Origin of the sequence: Streptomyces sp. NBC_01296 (assembly GCF_035984415.1) — a bacterium.
GTDB lineage: Bacteria > Actinomycetota > Actinomycetes > Streptomycetales > Streptomycetaceae > Streptomyces.
In genome coordinates this window covers 5804617-5824639 of sequence record NZ_CP130720.1, presented here as the reverse complement: position 1 = coordinate 5824639, position 20023 = coordinate 5804617, and the positions used below count along the sequence as shown (strand labels likewise).

The following is a 20023-nucleotide window of genomic DNA, read 5'->3' as shown; positions in this document are numbered from 1 at the left end:
GGCGCCTCCGGGCGGCGGATCCCGGCCCGGCGTGCGGCAGAATTCTCCGCATGGGGATAGTCGCCGGGCTGGACAGTTCTTCCGCCTTCACTCGCATCGTCGTCTGTGACACCGACACGGGTGCCGTGCTGCGCCAGGGGTACGCACCCCATCCACAGCCCGCGGGTGATCCCGAGAGCGTCCACCCCCACGAGACCGACCCGCAGGCCTGGCTGCTCTCCCTCGGCGAGGCCGCCGGCGGCGGGCTCCTCGAAGGGGTCCAGGCCATAGGGGTCTCCGCGCAGCAGCACGGACTGCTGGCCCTGGACCAGCAGGGCGCCCTCGTACGTCCGGCCCTGGTCGGCAACGACAAGCGCGGCCAGGTCGCCGCCGCCGACCTGATCGAGGCGCTCGGCGGCCGGCACGCCTGGGCCGAGGCCGTCGGATCCGTCCCGCACTCCGCGCAGCCGGTGGCGAAGCTGGCCTGGCTGGCCCGCGCCGAGCCGGAGGCGGCCCGGCGGGTGGCCGTGCTGATGTCCGCGCACGACTGGCTGGTCTGGCAGCTGCTGGGCCGGCCCGCCCGGCGGACCACCGACCGGGGTGGCGCCTCGGGCACCGGGTACTGGTCGGCGGCCACCGGTTCGTACCGCCCCGACCTGGTCGAGCTGGCGCTCGGGCACATGGCGCTGCTGCCCGAGGTGCTCGGGCCGGCCGAGGCCGCCGGGATGACCCCGGAGGGGCTGCTGATATCCGCCGGCACCGGGGAGACCATGGCCGCCGCGCTCGGGCTGGGCCTCGGCCCCGGCGACGCGGTGGTCTCGCTGGGCGCCTCCGGTTCGGTGATGGCCGTGCACCGCGAGGCACTGTCGGAGCCGGGCGGGCTGATCACCTCGCTGGCCGACGCCGGCGGCATGCACCTGCCGGTGGTGAACACCTCCAATGCCGTACGGGCGCTGCGCGGCACCGCCGAGCTGCTGGGCACCGATCTCGAGGGGCTGTCCGCGCTCGCGATGAAGTCGACGCCGGGCGCGCACGGCCTCGTACTCCTGCCGTACCTGGAGGGTGAGCGCACGCCCAACCTGCCGCACAGCGCCGGGACCCTGTCCGGGCTGCGGCGCGACTCGATGAAGCCGGAGCACCTGGCCCGGGCCGCGTTCGAGGGCATGCTGTGCGGGCTGGTCGACGCGCTCGACGTGCTGCGTCGGCGCGGGGTGGAGATCCGCCGGGTGTTCCTGCTGGGCGCGGCGGCCGAGCTGCCCGCCGTACAGGCCGCAGCTCCCGGGCTGTTCGGCACGCAGATCGTCGTTCCGGCGCCGGCCGACTACGCGGCGCTCGGCGCGGCGCGCCAGGCGGCCTGGGCGCTCGGGGTGCAGCAGGGCACGCTGGCCCCGCACACCCCGCCGGTGTGGCCGGGCCCGGCGGCTCAGGTCTTCGAGCCGGGCGAGGAGTACCCGGCCTGGCAGGCGGTGCGCCAGCAGTACATCGCGACGCGGGAGCAGATCCACCCCGGGGCGTTCCAGGGGTAGGGCCCGTCCTCCCCTCGGGCGCTGGACCTACTGCCGTCGCAGTAGGACCCGCGGGCGGTCTACTCCTTTTGACCGGCCTTTGCGAAAACCGGTGGGGATCGGAGCCGGGGTGGCCGAAGATGGGGTGAACCCCACGAACTGCCGACCGGAGCCTGCGCGTGCTCATACGACTTCTGCGGACCCATCTGAGTCCGTACCGGAAACCGATCGCCCTCCTGGTCCTGCTGCAACTGCTGCAGACCAGTGCGAGCCTCTACCTCCCCACCCTGAACGCCGACATCATCGACAACGGTGTCGTCAGCGGGGACACCGGCTACATCCTGCGCTCCGGCGCCCTGATGCTCGGCGTCTCCCTCGTCCAGCTCGGGTGCAACGTCGGCGCCGTCTACTTCGGCGCCCGTACCGCGGCCGCCGTCGGCCGCGACATCCGTGCGTCCGTCTTCGACCGGGTGCAGAGCTTCTCCGCGCGGGAGCTCGGACAGTTCGGCGCGCCCTCGCTGATCACCCGTACGACGAACGACGTGCAGCAGATCCAGATGCTGGTGCTGATGACCTTCACGCTGATGGTCTCCGCGCCGATCATGTGCATCGGCGGCATCGCCATGGCGCTCTCGCTCGACGTGAAGCTGTCGGGCGTCCTGCTGGCCGTGGTCCCCGTCCTCGGCCTGTCGGTCGGCGCGATCGTCTTCAGGACGCGGCCGCTGTTCCGGAAGATGCAGGTCCGCCTGGACACCGTGAACCGGGTGCTGCGCGAGCAGATCACCGGCAACCGCGTCATCCGCGCGTTCGTCCGCGACGACTACGAGAAGGATCGGTTCCGCGAGGCCAACGCGGACCTGACCGGGGTCTCCCTCGCGGCCGGCAAGCTGCTCGCCCTGATGTTCCCGACCGTGATCGTCGTCGTGAACATCTCCAGCGTCGCCGTCATCTGGTTCGGCGCGATGCGCATCGACAGCGGCGGCATGGAGATCGGCCAGCTGACGGCCTTCCTCGCCTACCTGATGCAGATCGTCATGTCCGTGATGATGGCCACCTTCATGTTCATGATGGTGCCGCGCGCCGAGGTCTGCGCCGAGCGTGTCCAGGAGGTCCTGGACACCGAGTCCAGCGTGGTCCCGCCCGTCGACCCGGTGCGGGGGCTCCTCACCCGCGGGCAACTGGAGCTGCGCGGCGCCGACTTCCGCTACCCGGGCGCCGAGGCCCCGGTGCTGCGCGGGGTGGACCTGGTGGCCCGCCCCGGCGAGACCACGGCGGTGATCGGCTCCACCGGCAGCGGCAAGTCCACGCTGCTGGGCCTGGTGCCGCGGCTGTTCGACGCGACCGGCGGCCACGTGCTGGTCGACGGGGAGGACGTACGCCGCATCGAGCCGGAGCTGCTGGCCAAGACGGTCGGCATGGTCCCGCAGAAGCCGTACCTCTTCTCCGGAACCGTCGCCTCCAACCTGCGGTACGGGCGTCCCGACGCCACCGACGAGGAGCTGTGGCACGCGCTCGAGGTGGCGCAGGCCAGGGACTTCGTGGCCGAGCTGGAGGGCGGTCTGGACGCGCCCGTCACCCAGGGCGGAACGAACGTCTCCGGAGGCCAGCGCCAGCGCCTGGCCATCGCCCGCACGCTGGTGCAGAGCCCGGAGATCTACCTCTTCGACGACTCCTTCTCGGCCCTGGACTACGCGACGGACGCGGCGCTGCGCGCGGCGCTCGCCCGTGAGACCGAGGACGCGACGGTGGTCATCGTCGCGCAGCGGGTCTCCACGATCCGCGACGCCGACCGGATCATCGTGCTGGACGAGGGCCAGGTCGTCGGCGAGGGGCGCCACCACGAGCTGATGGCCGACAACGAGACCTACCGGGAGATCGTGCTCTCCCAGCTGACGGAGGCGGAGGCCGCATGAGCGGGCCCGGAGGACGGATGATGATGGGGCCGGCCGAGCGGTCCCTGGATTTCAAGAGCTCGGGCAAACGGCTGCTGCGCCAGATCGCGCACGACCGGACCAAGCTGTGGGGCATGGTCGTCGCCGTCGTCGGCAGCGTCGGCTGCTCGGTCATCGGCCCGAAGATCCTCGGCGAGGCCACCGACCTGGTGTTCGCGGGGATCGTCGGCCGGCAGATGCCGGCCGGGATCACCAAGCAACAGGCGCTGGACGGGCTGCGCGCCAAGGGCGAGGGCGGCATGGCGGACATGCTGTCCGGCACCGACTTCACCCCCGGCGAGGGCATCGACTTCGGTGCCGTCGGGGTCGTGGCGATCTGGGCGCTGGTGGTCTTCACCCTCGCCGGCCTGCTGATGCTGGTCGCGACGCGGCTGTCGAACCACATCATGAACGGCACCGTGTACCGGATGCGCGAGGAGCTGCAGGGGAAGCTGTCGCGGCTGCCGCTGTCGTACTTCGACCGGCAAAAGCGCGGTGAGGTGCTCAGCCGGGCCACCAACGACATCGACAACATCGGGCAGACGCTGCAGCAGACGATGGGTCAGCTGCTCAACTCGCTGCTGACGATCGTCGGCGTGCTGGCGATGATGCTCTGGATCTCTCCGCTGCTGGCGCTGGTCGCCCTGCTGACCATTCCCGTCTCGGTCTTCGTCGCGGCGAAGATCGGCAAGAAGTCGCAGCCGCAGTTCGTGGCGCAGTGGAAGTCCACGGGCGCGCTCAACGCGCACATCGAGGAGATGTACTCGGGCCACGCGCTGGTCAAGGTCTTCGGCCGGCAGAAGGAGTCCGCGGCGCTCTTCGCCGAGCAGAACGAGGCGCTGTACCGGGCCTCGTTCAAGGCGCAGCTGGTCAGCGGGATCATGCAGCCGGTGATGTTCTTCATCTCGAACATCAACTACGTGCTGGTGGCGGTCGTCGGCGGTCTGCGGGTGGCCTCGGGCACCCTGTCGATCGGTGACGTGCAGGCCTTCATCCAGTACTCGCGCCAGTTCTCGATGCCGCTGACGCAGGTCGCGTCGATGGCGAACCTGGTGCAGTCCGGTGTCGCCTCGGCGGAGCGGGTGTACGAGCTGCTCGACGCGCAGGAGCAGGAGCCGGACACCGCGGTGCCGGAGCGGCCGGAGCAGCTTCGGGGCCAGGTCACGCTCGACAAGGTGGCCTTCCGGTACGAGCCGGACAAGCCGCTGATCGAGAACCTGTCGCTGACCGTCGAGCCCGGCCACACGGTCGCGATCGTCGGCCCGACGGGCGCCGGCAAGACCACGCTGGTCAACCTGCTGATGCGGTTCTACGAGGTCACGGGCGGCGAGATCGCCCTCGACGGGGTGGACATCGCGAAGATGACCCGCGAGGAACTGCGCAGCGGGATCGGCATGGTGCTCCAGGACACGTGGCTGTTCGGCGGCACCATCGCGGAGAACATCGCCTACGGTGCTTCGCGCGAGGTCACGCGCGCCGAGATCGAGGAGGCGGCGCGGGCCGCCCACGCGGACCGGTTCGTCCGCACCCTGCCGGACGGCTACGACACCGTGCTGGACGACGAGGGCGCGGGCGTCAGCGCGGGCGAGAAGCAGCTGATCACCATCGCCCGGGCGTTCCTGTCGGACCCGGTGATCCTGGTGCTCGACGAGGCGACGAGCTCGGTGGACACCCGTACCGAGGTGCTGATCCAGAAGGCGATGGCCCGCCTCGCGCACGGCCGTACGTCCTTCGTGATCGCGCACCGGCTGTCCACGATCCGCGATGCGGACGTGATCCTGGTGATGGAGAACGGCTCGATCGTGGAGCAGGGCACGCACGAGGAGCTGCTGGCGGCGGACGGCGCGTACGCGCGGCTGTACGCGGCGCAGTTCGCGCAGGCGGTGGCCGAGGTCGATTAGACGGCCAGGCGTCGGCCGGTCCGGCTGCGGTGTGTTGGCCAGGGGTGCCCTCTCGTCAGGGGGGCACCCCTTCTCCGTACCGCTCTCAGTCCAGGTAGCCGCGGAGCTGGTCGGCGAAGGCGTGGTCGCGCAGCTTGTTGAGCGTCTTGGACTCGATCTGCCGGATCCGCTCGCGCGTCACGCCGAAGATCCGCCCGATCTCCTCCAGGGTGCGGGGCCGGCCGTCGGCCAGGCCGTAGCGCAGCTGCACGACCTTGCGCTCGCGCTCGCCGAGGGTCGACAGCACGGCTTCCAGGTGCTCGCGGAGCAGGAAGAACGCGGCGGACTCCATGGGCGAGGCCGCGTCCCCGTCCTCGATCAGATCGCCGAGGGCGACATCGTCCTCCTCGCCGACCGGAGCGTGCAGCGAGACCGGCTCCTGGGCGAGGCGCAGCACCTCCAGGACCCGCTCGGGGGTCAGCTCGAGGTGGACGGCGACCTCTTCGGCGGTGGGCTCGTACCCGCGTTCCTGGAGCATGCGGCGCTGTACGCGCACGACGCGGTTGATCAGCTCCACGACGTGCACGGGCACGCGGATGGTGCGGGCCTGGTCGGCGAGGGCCCGCGACATGGCCTGCCGGATCCACCAGGTGGCGTAGGTGGAGAACTTGTACCCGCGGGCGTAGTCGAACTTCTCAACGGCCCGAATGAGCCCGAGGTTCCCCTCCTGCACGAGGTCGAGCATGGTGAGCCCGCGGCCCACGTAGCGCTTCGCGACGGAGACGACGAGCCGCAGGTTCGACTCGATCAGGCGCCTCTTGGCCATCCGCCCCATGACGACGAGCTTGTCGAGGTCGAGGGCGAGCCGCAGGTCGAGGTCGGGGGTGTTGCCCAGTTTCTCCTCGGCGAAGAGTCCGGCTTCGACGCGGCGCGCGAGCTCGACCTCCTCGGCGGCGGAGAGCAGCGGGATCCTGCCTATCTCGCGCAGGTACTGGCGGAACAGGTCGGCGGAAGGGCCCGCTCCGCCGGTGTCGGCGCGCCGGCGCGGCTCGGGCACCTGCTCGATCAGCTCCAGTACCTCGGGCTCTTCGGGCTCCTCGTCCACGGCGTCGGCCTCGGGCTCTTCACCCGCAGTGGCCTCGGTGTCATGGACGGGCGGGCTCACGTTGACGGTCAGGATCTGGGTCTGCACGGGGGCGACCTCCAGGGCTCCGAGGACGGGGGCACCGCACCTCAGTGTGGGGTACGACACATCACTGCCACGAGGGGCGTGCGAGCACTTTCTGAGTCCGGTGCGTGACCGGATGGTTACCCCCCGCCGGGAATCCCGATGCGGATCGGACGCATGTCCGAGAAGATCGATGCCGTGTCTGAGTACGAAACCCATGTGACGGTGCGCTGCCCGGACCCGGAGGAGCTGGCGCGGCTCGAAGCGTGGGCCCGGGGGCGGGGGTTGAAGGTCACGCACATCCTGCTGGCGCGCGGCCGGATGGTGTCGCAGCCGATGCTGACGCTGCGGGACCGCACGGGCCACGAGGCCCTGGTGCCCCGGCTGCGGGCGGCGGGCTTCGATCCGGTGCGCGTGAAGGTGGAGACGGTCCCGTGGACCACGGACCGGCCGGGCCCCGGCGGCGGCTACTTCGAGCACCACCTGAAGCTGCTGCTGCCGGCCGGGTTCGACCGGTGCGCCCTGGAGGCCCTGGTGACCCCGCACGGGGCGCACCTGTCGTGGAACGCGCGCCGCTGCCTGCCCGAAGGGCGCCACGAGCGCTTCGTGACCCAGCGGTGGCGGGGCACGGCGGCGGGGGCGGGGGCGGCCTGCGACGCGCTGGCCGCCGCGCTCGGCTCGGTGGGGTACGAAATCCGCTCGGAGGAGCGGGAGTTCGTGCTGTACGACAGCAACCTGTCGGTGGACGACGGCTGGATCGACGAAGGGGCGACGGCATGACCGGGACGAGCGCGCAGGACGCGGCGAGGGACGACTGGAGGCGACGCCAGTACGACCTGCCGCGCACTTCCACGGCCGGCCTGGACACGGCGGGCTCCGAGTCCCGGGTCTTCGACCCCGCGCTCAAGCACTTCGCGGACGGCTACCGGATCACGGACTCGGCCGTGGACGGCGCGCTGCGGCCCGCCTGGCGGGCCGCCCGCCGCAGCGCGCTCGACGTGGTGGCGCGGGGCGTCGCCCGGTCGGGCTGGGCGGACTCACTGGTCCTGCGCGGCAGCATGCTCATGGCCGGGTGGTTCGGAGCGGCGGCGCGGGAGCCGCACGACCTGGACTTCGTGGTGGTCCCCCGGGACTGGGCGATCGAGGAGCCGCGCACGGGGCAGCTGTTGGCGGCCGTCGCTCAGTCGGCGGAGCGGTCCGCCGCCGAACAGGGCGGGCTGGTGATGCCGGCCGCCGGGGCGGTCTCCGAGGACATCTGGACGTACGAGCGCGTCCCCGGGCGGCGCCTGGTCCTGCCCTGGTCGGCCCCGGGCCTGCCGGGGGGCCAGGTCCAGCTGGACTTCGTCTTCAACGAGCGCCTCCCGGCGGAGCCGGAGCCGGCCGACGTCGCGGGCGTGCGCCTGCGGGCGGCCACGCCGGAGCTGTCGCTGGCCTGGAAGCTGGTCTGGCTGGCCACGGACATGTACCCGCAGGGCAAGGACCTGTACGACGCGGTCCTGCTCGCCGAGCGCTGCACGGCCCCGTACGAGCTGATCCACACGGTCTTCCGGGAGTCGGGCGAGTACACCCCCCTGACCCTGGAGGCTTTCTCCGAGGTCAAGTGGGCCGACTGGGACGCCTTCCGCGCCGACTACCCGGGGATCTCCGGCTCCGCCGCGTCCCATGCCGAGCGGCTGCTGACCGCGCTGGGGCCGACCTTCGACCGATGGAGGTGACCAGCGGTCAGGCGGGCTCCACGCGGACCGCGCAGACCTTGAACTCCGGCATCCGGGACACCGGGTCCAGGGCCGGGTTGGTCAGGGAGTTGGCGCGGCCCTCGCCCGGCCAGTGGAACGGCATGAAGACCGTGTCCGCGCGGATGGAGTCCGTGATGCGGGCCGGGGCCACGGCGCGGCCGCGGCGGGAGACGACCGCGAGCGGGGCTCCCTCGACCACGCCGATACGGGACGCGAGGCGCGGGTGGAGTTCCACGAAGGGCCCGGGAGCGGCCGCGTTCAGCTCGTCCACGCGGCGGGTCTGGGCGCCCGACTGGTACTGGGCGACCACGCGGCCGGTGGTGAGCAGGACGGGGTACTCGGCGTCCGGGATCTCGGCCGCGTCGCGGTGGGAGACGGGGACGAAGCGGGCCCGGCCGTCGTCGGTGGCGAACCGGTCGAGGAAGAGGCGCGGGGTGCCGGCGTGGGAGTCGTCCGGGCAGGGCCAGAAGACGCCCTGTTCGGCCTCGATGCGGGCGTAGGAGATGCCCGAGTAGTCCGCCGGGCCGCCGGCCGAGGCGCGCCGCAGCTCGTCGAAGACCTCCTCGGGGGCGGTGGGGAAGCCCTTCTCGATGCCGAGGCGGGCGGCCAGCCCGTGCAGGACCTCCAGGTCGGTGCGCACTCCCGGCGGCGGGGTCAGGGCGCGGCGGCGCAGCAGGACGCGGCCCTCCAGGTTGGTGGTGGTGCCGGTCTCCTCCGCCCACTGGGTGACGGGGAGGACCACATCGGCGAGGGCCGCCGTCTCGGAGAGGACCACGTCCGCGACCGCCAGGAAGTCCAGGGAGCGGATCCGGTCCTCGATGTGGACGGCGTGGGGGGCCGAGACCACCGGGTTGGAGCCCATGAGGAGGAGGGCCTTCACCTCCGTGCCGAGGGCGTCGAGGAGTTCGTACGCACTGCGGCCGGGAGCGGGCAGGCTGTCGGGGTCGATGCCCCAGACCTCGGCTACGTGCGCCCGCGCCGCCGGGTCGGTGAGCTTGCGGTAGCCGGGGAGCTGGTCGGCCTTCTGGCCGTGTTCGCGGCCGCCCTGGCCGTTGCCCTGGCCGGTGAGGCAGCCGTACCCGGAGAGCGGGCGGCCTGCGCGGCCGGTGGCCAGGCACAGGTTGATCCACGCGCCGACGGTGTCGGTGCCCTTGGACTGCTGCTCGGGCCCGCGGGCGGTCAGGACCATCGCGGAGGACGGCGCGCAGAACAGGGCGACGGCCTCGCGGAGTTTCGGGACGGGCACGCCGGTGATCCGCTCCACCAGCTCCGGCCAGTGCGCCATCGCCGCGGCCCGGGCCTCCTCCCAGCCGGTGGTGCGCGCGGCGATGAACTCCTCGTCGGTGCGGCCTTCGGCGACGACGAGGTGCAGCAGGCCCAGTGCGAGGGCGAGGTCCGTGCCGGGGCGGGGGGCGAGGTGCAGGTCGGCCTGCTCGGCGGTGCGGGTCCGGCGCGGGTCGATGACGATCAGCGTGCCGCCGTTGGCCTTGAGCTCGGTGAGGTAGCGCAGGGCGGGCGGCATGGTCTCGGCCAGGTTCGAGCCGACGAGGACGACGCAGCCGGTCCGCGGGATGTCCTCCAGGGGGAAGGGGAGTCCGCGGTCGAGTCCGAAGGCCCGCTGGTGGGCGGCTGCGGCCGAGGACATGCAGAAGCGGCCGTTGTAGTCGATCTGCGAGGTCCGCAGGGCGACGCGGGCGAACTTGCCGAGCGCGTAGGCCTTCTCGTTGGTCAGCCCGCCGCCGCCGAACACGCCGACTGCGTCGGGCCCATGCGTACGGCCCGTGCGGGCGAGGCCCTCGGCGACGGTGGCGAGGGCCTCCTCCCAGGTGGCCGGCTCCAGCCGTCCGGCGTGGGTGCGGACGAGCGGCCCGGTCAGGCGCACCCGGGAGGAGAGCACGGCAGGGGCGGTGCGCCCCTTGCCGCACAGCGCACCCCGGTTCACGGGGAAATCCGCCCGCTCCTCCACCACGACGCTCGCGCCGCCCGGCTCAGGGCGGAGGGACATGCCGCACTGCAGCGCGCAGTACGGGCAGTGCGTGGCGGTGGCGGAGTCCGGGGTGTGCATACCGTCCAGCCTGCGGCGGCGGTGTTACGCGAGCCGCCGCTTCCGGTTACACCTCCCGTACAGGCGCCTCAGCGGGCCCGCGGACGCCCGGTGAGGCCCCGCCGGTCACCCGCGCGGGCCGCCGGCGCCCGGTCGACACCCACCGCCGCCTCCCACCCGCCTCCCGGCGGAGCCGGCGGCGGCCCGTGGGGGCCCGTGGGGGCCGGTGGGGGCCGGTGGGGGCCGGTGCTACCGGCCGGTGAGGGTCCGGACGGTCAGCCCGGCGGTCCAGCCGCCGTCCACCGCGAGTTCGGCGCCGGTCATGTACGCGGCGGCGTCGGACAGGAGGAAGGCGACCGCCGCGGCTATCTCCTCCGGGGCGCCCACGCGGCCCATCGGGGCGCCGGGGAAGTTGCCCTCGCCCGGCTGGATGCCGACCGGGGCGGTCATCGGGGTCAGCGTCATGCCCGGGTGCACCGAGTTGACGCGGATCCTCGCCTCGGCGAGCTCGACCGCGCCGATCTTCGACAGGCCGCGCACGCCCCACTTGGAGGCCCCGTACCCGGCGGTGAGCGCCAGGCCGGTGAGCCCGGCCGCGGACGAGATGTTGACGATGGAGCCGCCGTCGTTCGCCCGCAGCAGCGGTATTGCGGTCTTGATGCCGATGAAGGTGCCGACCAGGTTGATCTCGACGACCTGGCGGAAGTGTTCGACGCTCTCGTGCTCCAGAAGCTGCCCGGTGGCTATGCCGGCGTTGTTCACGAGCCCGTCGATCCGGCCGAACTCGGCCACCGCGTGGTCGAGGGCGGCCTGCCAGTCGGCCTCGCTCGTGACGTCGTGCCGCAGGAACCGCGCCGCGCCGCCCAGCTTCCCGGCCGTCTCCGCGCCCTCCGCCTCCAGCACGTCGGTGATCAGCACGCGGCCGCCGCCGTCCACGACGGCCTGCGCCGCCGCCGCGCCCAGCCCCCGGGCTCCCCCGGTGATGACGACGGCCTTGCCGCTCAGATCCACAACAGCCACGGTTCCACACCCCTGACAGCGAGACGGACACGCCCGTATATGACTAATCGGCATAGACAGCCGACGGCGCGTCAGTTTGCCAGAGCGCCCAGGGCCCGCGACACCCCCGGTTCCTTCGGCCCCATGAACCGCGGTTCCGGCTTGAAGGCCGCGTCCAGCGCCGCCTTGCCGGCCGCGAAGACCTCGCGCGTGCCGCCGTAGTACCAGGTCGAGTCGTGCTCGTCGTCGACCCCGACCCCGTACGCCTCCACGCCCGCCGCATCGCACAGCGCGACGGCCCGGCGTATGTGGAAGCCCTGGCTGATCAGCACGGCCCGCTTCACCCCGAAGATCTCCTTGGCCCGGACACAGGAGTCCCACGTGTCGAAGCCGGCGTAGTCGCTGACGATCCGGTCCCCCGGCACCCCGTGGGCGGTCAGGTACGTGCGCATCGCGTCGGGCTCGTCGTACTCGGTGCGGCTGTTGTCCCCGGTGACGAGCACGACCTTGGCCTTGCCGGTGCGGTACAGCTCGGCCGCCGCATCGAGCCGTCTGGCCAGATACGGGGTCGGCCGCCCGTTCCACAGCCCCGCCCCGAACACCATCGCCACCTCGGTGGCCGGCGCATCGGCCGTGCTCCGCAGCCGGTCCGCGGCCACCGCATGCGTCCATGCCGAGGGCAGCAGCGCCAGCACGAACGCGGCCGCCACCGCCTGGACGGCCCGCCGGCGCCCCGCCACCGTCCCCGTCCAACCCGGCATCAGCTTCAGCTTCATGGTCGATCCCCCCGTTGCGCCACACGTCGTTCGCACACATTGACGATCTACGACCGGCCCCCAGTTCCCCCTCCCCCGCCTTTCACTCGGACGAATGAGCGGGTGAGCACCCGGAAAACACCCGTCACCCCCGCGCAACGCCCACGCAACCTCCGGCCCGCAGGATCGGTTCATGACGGAGCTGGTGCACCCTCCCGAGTCCCTGTCCCTCCCCTTTCCCCCCGCCACGGCCACGGAGCTGCTGACCCGGATCACCACCCAACTCGGCATGCAGCTCAGCGGACTGCGCCCATGGCACACCGCGGGGGGCCGGTCCGACGGAGTCCGCCCATGCAGCCCACCCTCGTCGCCGTCGCCCACGGCAGCCGCGACCCCCGCGCTCTCCCCACCGTCCTGGCCCTCCTCGACCGGATCCGCGAGCTCCGCCCCCGACTCGACGTCCGGCTCGGACACGTCGAGCTGAACCGGCCGCTGCTCGGCGAGACCCTCGCGGACGCCACCGGCGCGGCCGTGCTCGTCCCGCTGCTCCTCGGCCGCGGCCACCACGTCAAGCGGGACCTGCCCGCGGCGGCCGCCCGCGCCGCCCACCTGGACGCCCGCGTCGCCGCCCCGCTCGGCCCGCATCCCCTGCTGGTCGAGGCTCTGTACGAGCGCCTCCTCGAGGCGGGCTGGGCCCCCGGCGCGAGTACGGCCGTCGTACTCGCCGCCGCCGGCTCCCGGGACCCGGACTCGGCGGCCGACACCCGCCGCACCGCCGCCCTGCTCTCCGAACGCCTCGGCGGCGCGGCCGTCGTACCGGCCTACGCGTCCGCCGCGGCCCCCACCGTCCCCGACGCCCTCCGCGCCCTCGCCGCCCGCGGCCACCACCGGGTCGCGGTGGCCTCGTACTTCACCGCCCCCGGCCGCTTCGCCGCGCAGAGCGCCGCCGCCGCGCCCGGCCCGGCGGCCGCCCCGCTCGGCGACCACCCGGCCCTGGCCCGTCTCGTACTCCAGCGCTACGACGAGGCGCTGGCCCGGCAGCAGAGCTCCCCGGCCGCCCCGGGCGCCCTGAAACTGGCCACCGCGTAAAGACCGCGTTGGCGCGGATTGCTCAGATTGGTCGCATTGTCGGTGCTTCCGGTTACCGTCTGAGCATGGAAGGCATGGAAGGCACCGCCAGCGCACCCGTCCGTCACCTCGACCCGAACGGCCCTTACGACGCTTCCGACACCGAGCGCTGGGCCGCCGAGCCCGACAAAAGGCCCGGCCGGACCGCCTTCCAGCGCGACCGGGCCCGTGTCCTGCACTCCGCCGCGCTGCGCCGCCTCGCCGGGAAGACCCAGGTGGTCACCCCCGGCAGCCGCTCGTACGACTGGGACGCCAGCCCCCGCACCCGGCTGACGCACTCCCTCGAGTGCGCCCAGGTCGGCCGCGAGCTCGGCGCGGCCCTCGGCTGCGATCCCGACCTCGTCGAGGCCGCCTGCCTCTCGCACGACATGGGCCACCCGCCCTTCGGGCACAACGGCGAGGAGGCGCTGAACGAGTTCGCCAAGGACTGCGGCGGCTTCGAGGGCAACGCCCAGTCGCTGCGCCTGCTGACCCGCCTGGAGCCGAAGCGGTTCGTGCCCGACCCGGCCACCGGCGAGCTCGTCAGCGTCGGGCTCAACCTCACCCGGGCCTGCCTGGACGCCGCCACGAAGTACCCGTGGGCCCGCGGCGGCCACCCCACCGACCCCGACTCGGTCAAGTTCGGCGCGTACGACGACGACCTGCCGGTCTTCGAGTGGCTGCGGCGCGGCGCGCCCGCGGACCGCAAGTGCTTCGAGGCCCAGGTGATGGACTGGTCGGACGACGTCGCGTACTCCGTCCACGACTTCGAGGACGGGCTGCACGCCGGGCACCTCGACCCCAACCTCCTCTTCGCCGAACCCGAGCGCACCGCCATCTGGCGGGTCGCGATCGGCCGGTACGTGCCGGCCGACACCGAGCCGGAGGAGCTGCGGGGCGCCCTCGACCGGCTGATGGAGCAGGAGTGGTGGCCGCACGGGTACGACGGTTCCGCCGTCGCCCAGGCCCGCCTCAAGGACGCCACCAGCCAGCTGATCGGCCGGTTCTGCCTGGCCGCCGAGGGCGCCACCCGCGAGGCGTACGGCTCCGGCCGGCTGACCCGGTACGCGGCCGAGCTGGTCGTCCCGCGCGAGGCGCGCAACGAGTGCGCGGTCCTCAAGGCCGTCGCCGACCTGTACGTGATGCAGCGCGACGAGCAGGAGCGGCTGCGCGCCGACCAGCGCATCGTCCTGGCCGAACTCGCCGAGGCGCTCAGCGCCCGCGCACCCGAGGGACTGGACCCGCAGTTCCGGGCGATCTTCGACACCGCGCCCGACGACAAGGCCCGCAAACGCGCGGTCATCGACCAGATCGCGGCGCTCACGGACGCCTCTGCGCGCTCCCTGCACGCCCGGCTCACGCGGCGCACGCGCCGGTCCGAAGGGTGAGCCGATCGGGCCACTCCCCCTTCACGCGGCAGGCTCAGTGCGGGACGCTCGCATGTGGTCGCATGTGGCGGAGAGGTTATGAGGAGGCATCAGGTGGTCGACGCACACCGGACATTCGTCATCGTCGGCGCAGGGCTCGCCGGAGCTAAGGCGGCCGAAACGCTGAGGTCCGAGGGGTTCACGGGGCGGGTGATCCTGATCGGCGACGAGCGCGACCATCCCTACGAACGGCCCCCGCTGTCCAAGGGGTACCTCCAGGGCAAGGAGGAGCGCGACAGCGTCTTCGTCCACGAGCCGTCCTGGTACGCCCGGTCCGACATCGAGCTGCACCTCGGCCAGCCCGCGGTCCACCTGGACCGGGAGGCCAGGAAGGTGGTCCTCGGCGACGGCACGGCGCTGCACTACGACAAGCTGCTGCTGGCCACCGGGGCCGAACCGCGCCGCCTCGACATCCCGGGCACGGGACTCGCCGGGGTGCACCACCTGCGCCGGCTCGCCCACGCCGAGCGGCTGAAGGGCGTCCTGGCCACCCTGGGCCGGGACAACGGCCATCTGCTGATCGCGGGGGCCGGCTGGATCGGCCTGGAGGTCGCCGCCGCGGCCCGCGGGTACGGGGCCGAGGTCACGGTGGTCGAGCCGCTGGCCACCCCGCTGCACGCGGTGCTCGGCCCGGAGGTCGGCCGGCTCTTCGGGGACCTGCACGCCGAGCACGGGGTCCGCTTCCACTTCGGTGCGCGGCTCACCGAGATCGTCGGGCACGACGGCATGGTGCTCGCGGCCCGGACCGACGACGGGGAGGAGCATCCGGCGCACGCCGTGCTCGCGGCGATCGGGGCCGCGCCGCGGACCGCGCTCGCCGAGACCTCCGGGCTGGCCCTGGTCGACCGGCAGCACGGCGGCGGCATCGCCGTGGACGCCTCGCTGCGGACCAGCGATCCGCACGTGTTCGCCGCCGGGGACGTGGCCGCCGCGCACCATCCGCTGCTCGGGACCCGGCTGCGGGTGGAGCACTGGGCGAACGCGCTCAACGGCGGCCCCGCCGCGGCGCGGGCGATGCTGGGGCAGGAGGTGTCGTACGACCGGGTGCCGTACTTCTTCTCCGACCAGTACGACGTGGGCCTCGAGTACTCCGGGTACGCCCCGGTGGGCGGCTACGACCAGGTGCTGATCCGCGGCGACGTGGCCAAACGGGAGTTCATCGCGTTCTGGCTGTCGGAGGGGCGGGTGCTGGCCGGAATGAACGTGAATGTGTGGGATGTCACCGAGCACATCCAGGCCCTGATCCGGTCGAAGGCGCAGGTCAACCGCGAGGCACTGGCGGACCCGTCGATTCCGCTTGACTCCCTGCTGCCGGCCGAGGGGGCCTGACGGGTTTGTCGGCGCCCGGCCGTAGACTTCACGGGTGGCAGGACGGATCAACGACGACGACGTGAAGGCGGTACGGGACGCGGTCCCGATCGACGCCGTGGTCTCCGACTACCTCCAACTGCGCAACGCGGGCGGCGGCAACCTCAAGGGCCTCTGCCCCTTCCACGACGAGAAGTCCCCGTCCTTCCAGGTCAGCCCCAGCAAGGGTCTCTACCACTGCTTCGGCTGCCAGGCGGGCGGGGACACCCTCGACTTCATCATGAAGATCGACCACCTGTCGTTCTCGGAGGCGGTCGAGCGCCTCGCGGGGCAGGCCGGCATCACCCTGCGGTACGAGGAGGGCGGCTACACCGCCGGCACCAGCGGCCGCGGCGAGCGCATCCGGCTCGTCGAGGCGCACAAGGCGGCCGCCCAGTTCTACGTCGAGCAGCTGGGCAGCGCCGAGGCGGAGATCGGCCGCAGGTTCCTCGCGGAGCGCGGCTTCGACCAGGCCGCCGCCGAGCACTTCAGCGTCGGGTACAGCCCGGCCGGCTGGGACCACCTGACCCGCTTCCTGCGCGGCAAGGGCTTCAGCGACAAGGAGCTGATCACCTCCGGCCTGGCCCAGGACAGCCGCAGCGGCAAGCCCATCGACCGCTTCCGCGGCCGGCTGATGTGGCCGATCCGCGACATCAGCGGCGAGGTGGTCGGCTTCGGCGCGCGCAAGCTGCGCGACGACGACAACGGGCCGAAGTACCTGAACACCCCCGAGACGGCGATCTACAAGAAGTCCCAGGTGCTGTACGGCATCGACCTGGCGAAGAAGGAGATCGCGAAGACCTCGCGGGCCGTGGTGGTCGAGGGCTACACGGACGTGATGGCCTGCCACATGGCCGGGGTCACGACCGCGATCGCGACCTGCGGCACCGCCTTCGGCGGCGACCACATCAAGATCCTGCGCCGCCTGCTGATGGACAACGCGACGGCCGAGGTGATCTTCACCTTCGACGGGGACGCGGCGGGCCAGAAGGCCGCGCTGCGCGCCTTCGAGGACGACCAGAAGTTCGCCGCCGAAACCTCCATCACCATCGCCCCCGGCGGCATGGACCCGTGCGACCTGCGCCTGGCGCAGGGGGACGCCGCGGTGTCCGGCCTGGTGGAGGCGCGGACCCCGCTGTTCGAGTTCGCGCTGCGGCACATCGTGGCCCGGCACAACCTGGAGAACCCGGCGGGCCGGGCGGCCGCGCTGGACGAGGCGGCCCCGGTCGTCGCCAACATCAAGAACATCGCGATCCAGCACGAGTCGGCGGTCCAGCTCGCGGGGATGCTCGGCATCCGGGACGAGCAGTTCGTCGTCAAGCGGGTCGCGCAGCTGGCGCGCTGGGCGCGCGATCGGGGCAACCAGCCCGGCGGGCAGCAGCAGGGCCGCGGCCGGTCCTCGCAGTCGTCGCACGAGGCTGCGCCCTCCGCCCCGGCGGCGGGCGGACCGGCGCTGAACCTGCGCAGCCCGGCGCACCGCACCGAGCGCGAGCTGCTCAAGCTGGCGCTGCAGCGGCCGGCCCTGGTCTCGCCGGCCTTCGACGCGTACGGGACGGACGAGTTCACCGCCCCGCCGTACGCGGCGGTCCGCGAGGCCATCCAGGCCGCGGGCGGCGCCTCGCTGGGCACCGACGACTACCTGGCCCGGGTCCGCGACGCCGCGCCGAACGACACGGTCCGCGCGCTCGTCACCGAGCTGGCGGTCGAGGCCATCCACGCCAAGACGGTGGACGAGGTGTACGCGGGGGTCCAGCTGGTCCAGGTCCGGCTGCGCGCGGTCGACCGCCGGGTGCACGAGATCCAGGGCACGATGTCGCGCCTGGGCCCCCAGGCCCCGCCGGAGCAACTGGCGGCGGTCCAGGAGGAGCTCTGGGTGCTCCAGCAGTACGGCCAGCGCCTGCGCAACCGCGGCGCCGAGGGTCTGTAGAGGCTAGCGCCGCCCGAACCAGTCGCCGCCCGGTATCTCGGTGCCGGACTCGCGCAGCCGGCGGGCCAGCAGCGGGGCCGCCAGGTAGACCCACGCGGGGATCCGGATGCCGTCCGGGCGGACCGCGTCCCGGCGGACCCGGTCGTACACGTTCAGCGGCCGGTCGGGACCGTGGTACTCCTCCAGCCGGTCCAGTTCGGCCAGCAGCCTCCCGTACGCGCCGGGCGCCGGGGTGACCAGCTCGCCGACGATCTCCGATCCCGGGTGCTGGACGGCGTACGGGTAGCCGGGACCGTCGTAGAGGAGCGCGTCCGGGAGCCGCGCGGGCTCCTCGGCGGCCGTGCGGCCCCGCAGGAACAGGGCGTGGTTGACCTCCCCCGGGCGCAGGGTGCCGTAGACGAAGAAGGGGAGCTCGGCGGTCATCCGGCCGTCACCTCCTCCGCGACCCACGCCAGGTAGTCCGCGCTGCCCCGCACCACCGGGGTGGCGATGATCTCCGGCGTGTCGTACGGGTGCCCGGCGGTCAGCCGCGCTTCCAGGGCCGGGTAGGCGGCCGTGGTGGTCTTGAACAGCACCTGCCATTCCTGGGAGGTCTCCAGCGCGTCCTTCCAGTGGTGGACGGAGGTCACCGGCCCGGAGATCTGCGCGCAGGCGGCCAGCCGCGCCTCCACCGCACCGCGGGCGACCGCCGCGGCCGCCTCCGCCGAGTCCACCGTGGTCAGGACGGTGAGCACCCCGAGCTCCGGATCCAACGGCGTCGGTGGCGGCGACGGCGACGGCCGATCGGCTGATGTCACGGGAGCCCTCCCTCGGTTACGGCGGACAGCGCGCGGTCCGGGACCTTGGCCCCGAGTCTGCCTGCGCCCTTCCACCGTACGCACCGCTGTTGCACAACCTCTCGGTGGCCGTGACCGTCGCCGTCTACCGTCGGTTTGCCCTCCGGGACCCCCTTTGGCTCGAACCCCTTTGGCCCCTCATGAAGAGACCCACCCGACAGCTCACCGCCGTCCTCCTGTGCGCCTGCACCTACGCACTCGCCGTCGGCGGCTGCGCCGCACCCGGAGGGCTCGGCGCCGGTGAGCCGCGCCGCCCGTCTCCGCCCAGCCGCTGACGGGGCTGCACCCGCGGCCGAGCTGCTGCCGGCGGGGCGGCCGACGGAGCTGGTCCGGGACCGCGTCGCGGCGCTGCGGACGCTGACCGAGGACCTGCTGGAGGTCGCGCGGCTGGACGCGCGCCGGGAGGAGGCGCAGTTGGGGGTGCACGTGCTGGGTCCGCTGGTCGCGGCGATCACCCGGCGGGCGGGGGTGGCGGCGGAGGTGGTCGGGGCGGACTGCCCGGCCCCGGTCCGTACGGACGTCCGCCGCCAGGAGCGGCCAGGCGCAGGTGATCGGCGCGCAGGTGACCCTGTCCCGGCCCCGACGGGCGCGGCGGCGACGGTGACGCTTCCTGCGGGATGAGTCCCACCCGGGCCCGGGCCTCGTGCGCACCCCCGCCCGGGCCCGGCCTCACCCGGACGGGGTGGGTCACCTGAACGGCCGAAGCAAGGGGCCGTGACCTGCGGCAAGGGTCGCCCGCCGAGCAAATCTGACGGAACTTCAGCAGGCGGGTCGCGGTCCGGCCGGGTTTCCTCGGGAACACGACCCCGCGTCTCCAGGAGTCTCCATGCGCCGACGCACCGCCCACGTGCTCACCGCCACCGCGCTGACCGCCGCCGCGTTCACGGGCCCGGTCGCGGGCGCGGTGGCCGCCGCGGAACTCGGCACGGCGGGCTTCGCGCCCGGCGACTTCGCGAAGCTGGAGGTGTGGCCGAAATCCGCCCTCCCCGGGGCGAGCGTCACCGTGAACACCACCGCGTGCGGCCCGGGCAGCCATGCCGACGGCGATGCCACCACCGTCGGCGGGGGCCGCTTCAAGCTGATGCCCGGCACCCACAAAGAGGTGGTCATCGGGCAGTTCCAGATCGCCCGCGGCACCCGCCCGGGCACCTACAACATCGGCGCGACCTGCGCCGACGGCAAGTTCGCCACCGGCGACCTGGTCGTCACCGAACGCGGCCCGCAGGGCCACGTCCACACCGGGGTGGGTGGCGGGACGACCACCACCGTCAACCCCACCAAGATCACGGCGGGAGCGGCCGTGCTGGCCGCGGCCGCCGTCGGCGGTACCTGGCTCCTGCGTCGCCGGGCGAGCGGCACGCGGAGCTGACGGGCGCCCACCG

General features: G+C 73.1%; 17 protein-coding genes. 11 read left to right on the top strand and 6 right to left on the bottom strand.

From position 1 onward, the window contains the following. The first annotated feature begins 50 nt into the window (after positions 1–50). The 3 genes from OG299_RS26450 (at position 51) to OG299_RS26440 (ending at position 5316) form a co-directional block, all read left to right on the top strand. On the top strand, positions 51–1505 hold the full coding sequence (locus tag OG299_RS26450) for an FGGY family carbohydrate kinase (protein WP_266629472.1): 1455 nt from the start codon (positions 51–53) through the stop codon (positions 1503–1505). A gap of 158 nt (positions 1506–1663) precedes the next feature. Next, complete coding sequence (locus OG299_RS26445; RefSeq protein WP_327362830.1) at positions 1664–3397, top strand: ABC transporter ATP-binding protein; 1734 nt, start codon at positions 1664–1666, stop codon at positions 3395–3397. After that, the gene (locus OG299_RS26440) at positions 3394–5316 is read left to right on the top strand and encodes an ABC transporter ATP-binding protein (protein ID WP_266629468.1); all 1923 of its coding nucleotides are present in this window, start codon (positions 3394–3396) and stop codon (positions 5314–5316) included. The genes OG299_RS26445 and OG299_RS26440 overlap by 4 nt, the downstream gene beginning before the upstream one ends. Positions 5317–5401: 85 nt before the next feature. On the opposite strand, the gene OG299_RS26435 is transcribed toward OG299_RS26440, so the two are convergent. Further along, positions 5402–6547, bottom strand: a complete 1146-nt coding sequence (locus OG299_RS26435) for an RNA polymerase sigma factor (protein WP_405703059.1) — start codon at positions 6545–6547, stop codon at positions 5402–5404. Between the two features lie 93 nt (positions 6548–6640). On the opposite strand from OG299_RS26435, the gene OG299_RS26430 reads away from it, so the two are divergent. Together OG299_RS26430 and OG299_RS26425 are read left to right on the top strand one after the other, a co-directional pair. Then, entirely contained in the window at positions 6641–7243 is a 603-nt protein-coding gene (locus OG299_RS26430; protein WP_442817534.1) for a hypothetical protein, read from the top strand. Next, positions 7240–8178 carry a nucleotidyl transferase AbiEii/AbiGii toxin family protein gene (locus OG299_RS26425; protein ID WP_266629464.1) on the top strand — a complete coding sequence of 313 codons (939 nt, stop codon included), beginning with the start codon at positions 7240–7242 and terminating at the stop codon, positions 8176–8178. Before OG299_RS26430 ends, OG299_RS26425 begins: the two co-directional genes overlap by 4 nt. Before the next feature lie 7 nt (positions 8179–8185). Here OG299_RS26425 and OG299_RS26420 read toward each other — a convergent pair whose 3' ends face one another. The 3 genes from OG299_RS26420 to OG299_RS26410 form a co-directional block, all read right to left on the bottom strand. Then, on the bottom strand, positions 8186–10264 hold the full coding sequence (locus OG299_RS26420) for a molybdopterin oxidoreductase family protein (protein WP_327362827.1): 2079 nt from the start codon (positions 10262–10264) through the stop codon (positions 8186–8188). 228 nt (positions 10265–10492) lie between these two features. Next, positions 10493–11317: a glucose 1-dehydrogenase gene (locus tag OG299_RS26415; RefSeq protein WP_327362826.1), complete on the bottom strand. Its 825-nt coding sequence runs from the start codon at positions 11315–11317 to the stop codon at positions 10493–10495. A 17-nt stretch (positions 11318–11334) separates the two neighbouring features. Continuing rightward, positions 11335–12018 carry a SanA/YdcF family protein gene (locus tag OG299_RS26410; protein ID WP_327362825.1) on the bottom strand — a complete coding sequence of 228 codons (684 nt, stop codon included), beginning with the start codon at positions 12016–12018 and terminating at the stop codon, positions 11335–11337. 330 nt (positions 12019–12348) lie between these two features. Between OG299_RS26410 and OG299_RS26405 the strand changes: the two genes are divergently transcribed. The 4 genes from OG299_RS26405 (at position 12349) to dnaG (ending at position 17805) form a co-directional block, all read left to right on the top strand. Then, complete coding sequence (locus OG299_RS26405) at positions 12349–13086, top strand: sirohydrochlorin chelatase (RefSeq protein WP_327362824.1); 738 nt, start codon at positions 12349–12351, stop codon at positions 13084–13086. A 65-nt stretch (positions 13087–13151) separates the two neighbouring features. Then, positions 13152–14492, top strand: a complete 1341-nt coding sequence (locus OG299_RS26400) for a deoxyguanosinetriphosphate triphosphohydrolase (protein ID WP_327362823.1) — start codon at positions 13152–13154, stop codon at positions 14490–14492. Positions 14493–14585: 93 nt separating this feature from the next. Next, positions 14586–15860 carry an NAD(P)/FAD-dependent oxidoreductase gene (locus OG299_RS26395; RefSeq protein ID WP_327362822.1) on the top strand — a complete coding sequence of 425 codons (1275 nt, stop codon included), beginning with the start codon at positions 14586–14588 and terminating at the stop codon, positions 15858–15860. Between the two features lie 34 nt (positions 15861–15894). Next, complete coding sequence (dnaG, locus tag OG299_RS26390) at positions 15895–17805, top strand: DNA primase (protein ID WP_327362821.1); 1911 nt, start codon at positions 15895–15897, stop codon at positions 17803–17805. A 3-nt stretch (positions 17806–17808) separates the two neighbouring features. Here dnaG and OG299_RS26385 read toward each other — a convergent pair whose 3' ends face one another. Both OG299_RS26385 and cutA read right to left on the bottom strand, forming a co-directional pair. Further along, positions 17809–18228 (bottom strand): gamma-glutamylcyclotransferase family protein, encoded by a 420-nt coding sequence (locus OG299_RS26385; protein WP_266629453.1) that lies wholly within the window; start codon positions 18226–18228, stop codon positions 17809–17811. Further along, on the bottom strand, positions 18225–18602 hold the full coding sequence (gene cutA, locus OG299_RS26380; protein WP_442817533.1) for a divalent-cation tolerance protein CutA: 378 nt from the start codon (positions 18600–18602) through the stop codon (positions 18225–18227). The genes OG299_RS26385 and cutA overlap by 4 nt, the downstream gene beginning before the upstream one ends. A gap of 279 nt (positions 18603–18881) precedes the next feature. Between cutA and OG299_RS42795 the strand changes: the two genes are divergently transcribed. Together OG299_RS42795 and OG299_RS26370 are read left to right on the top strand one after the other, a co-directional pair. Further along, positions 18882–19262 (top strand): hypothetical protein, encoded by a 381-nt coding sequence (locus OG299_RS42795; RefSeq protein ID WP_442817532.1) that lies wholly within the window; start codon positions 18882–18884, stop codon positions 19260–19262. 205 nt (positions 19263–19467) lie between these two features. Beyond that, positions 19468–20010: a GVDTG sorting domain-containing protein gene (locus tag OG299_RS26370; protein ID WP_266629449.1), complete on the top strand. Its 543-nt coding sequence runs from the start codon at positions 19468–19470 to the stop codon at positions 20008–20010. The last annotated feature ends 13 nt before the right edge of the window (positions 20011–20023 follow it).

Coding starts and splice junctions, on each gene's coding strand:
- OG299_RS26450 (WP_266629472.1), top strand. CDS start 51: ATGGGGATAGTCGCCGGGCTGGACAGTTCTTCCGCCTTCACTCGCATC.
- OG299_RS26440 (WP_266629468.1), top strand. CDS start 3,394: ATGAGCGGGCCCGGAGGACGGATGATGATGGGGCCGGCCGAGCGGTCC.
- OG299_RS26430 (WP_442817534.1), top strand. CDS start 6,641: ATGTCCGAGAAGATCGATGCCGTGTCTGAGTACGAAACCCATGTGACG.
- OG299_RS26425 (WP_266629464.1), top strand. CDS start 7,240: ATGACCGGGACGAGCGCGCAGGACGCGGCGAGGGACGACTGGAGGCGA.
- OG299_RS26420 (WP_327362827.1), bottom strand. CDS start 10,264: ATGCACACCCCGGACTCCGCCACCGCCACGCACTGCCCGTACTGCGCG.
- OG299_RS26415 (WP_327362826.1), bottom strand. CDS start 11,317: ATGCCGATTAGTCATATACGGGCGTGTCCGTCTCGCTGTCAGGGGTGT.
- OG299_RS26410 (WP_327362825.1), bottom strand. CDS start 12,018: ATGAAGCTGAAGCTGATGCCGGGTTGGACGGGGACGGTGGCGGGGCGC.
- OG299_RS26405 (WP_327362824.1), top strand. CDS start 12,349: ATGCAGCCCACCCTCGTCGCCGTCGCCCACGGCAGCCGCGACCCCCGC.
- OG299_RS26400 (WP_327362823.1), top strand. CDS start 13,152: ATGGAAGGCATGGAAGGCACCGCCAGCGCACCCGTCCGTCACCTCGAC.
- OG299_RS26385 (WP_266629453.1), bottom strand. CDS start 18,228: ATGACCGCCGAGCTCCCCTTCTTCGTCTACGGCACCCTGCGCCCGGGG.
- OG299_RS26370 (WP_266629449.1), top strand. CDS start 19,468: ATGCGCCGACGCACCGCCCACGTGCTCACCGCCACCGCGCTGACCGCC.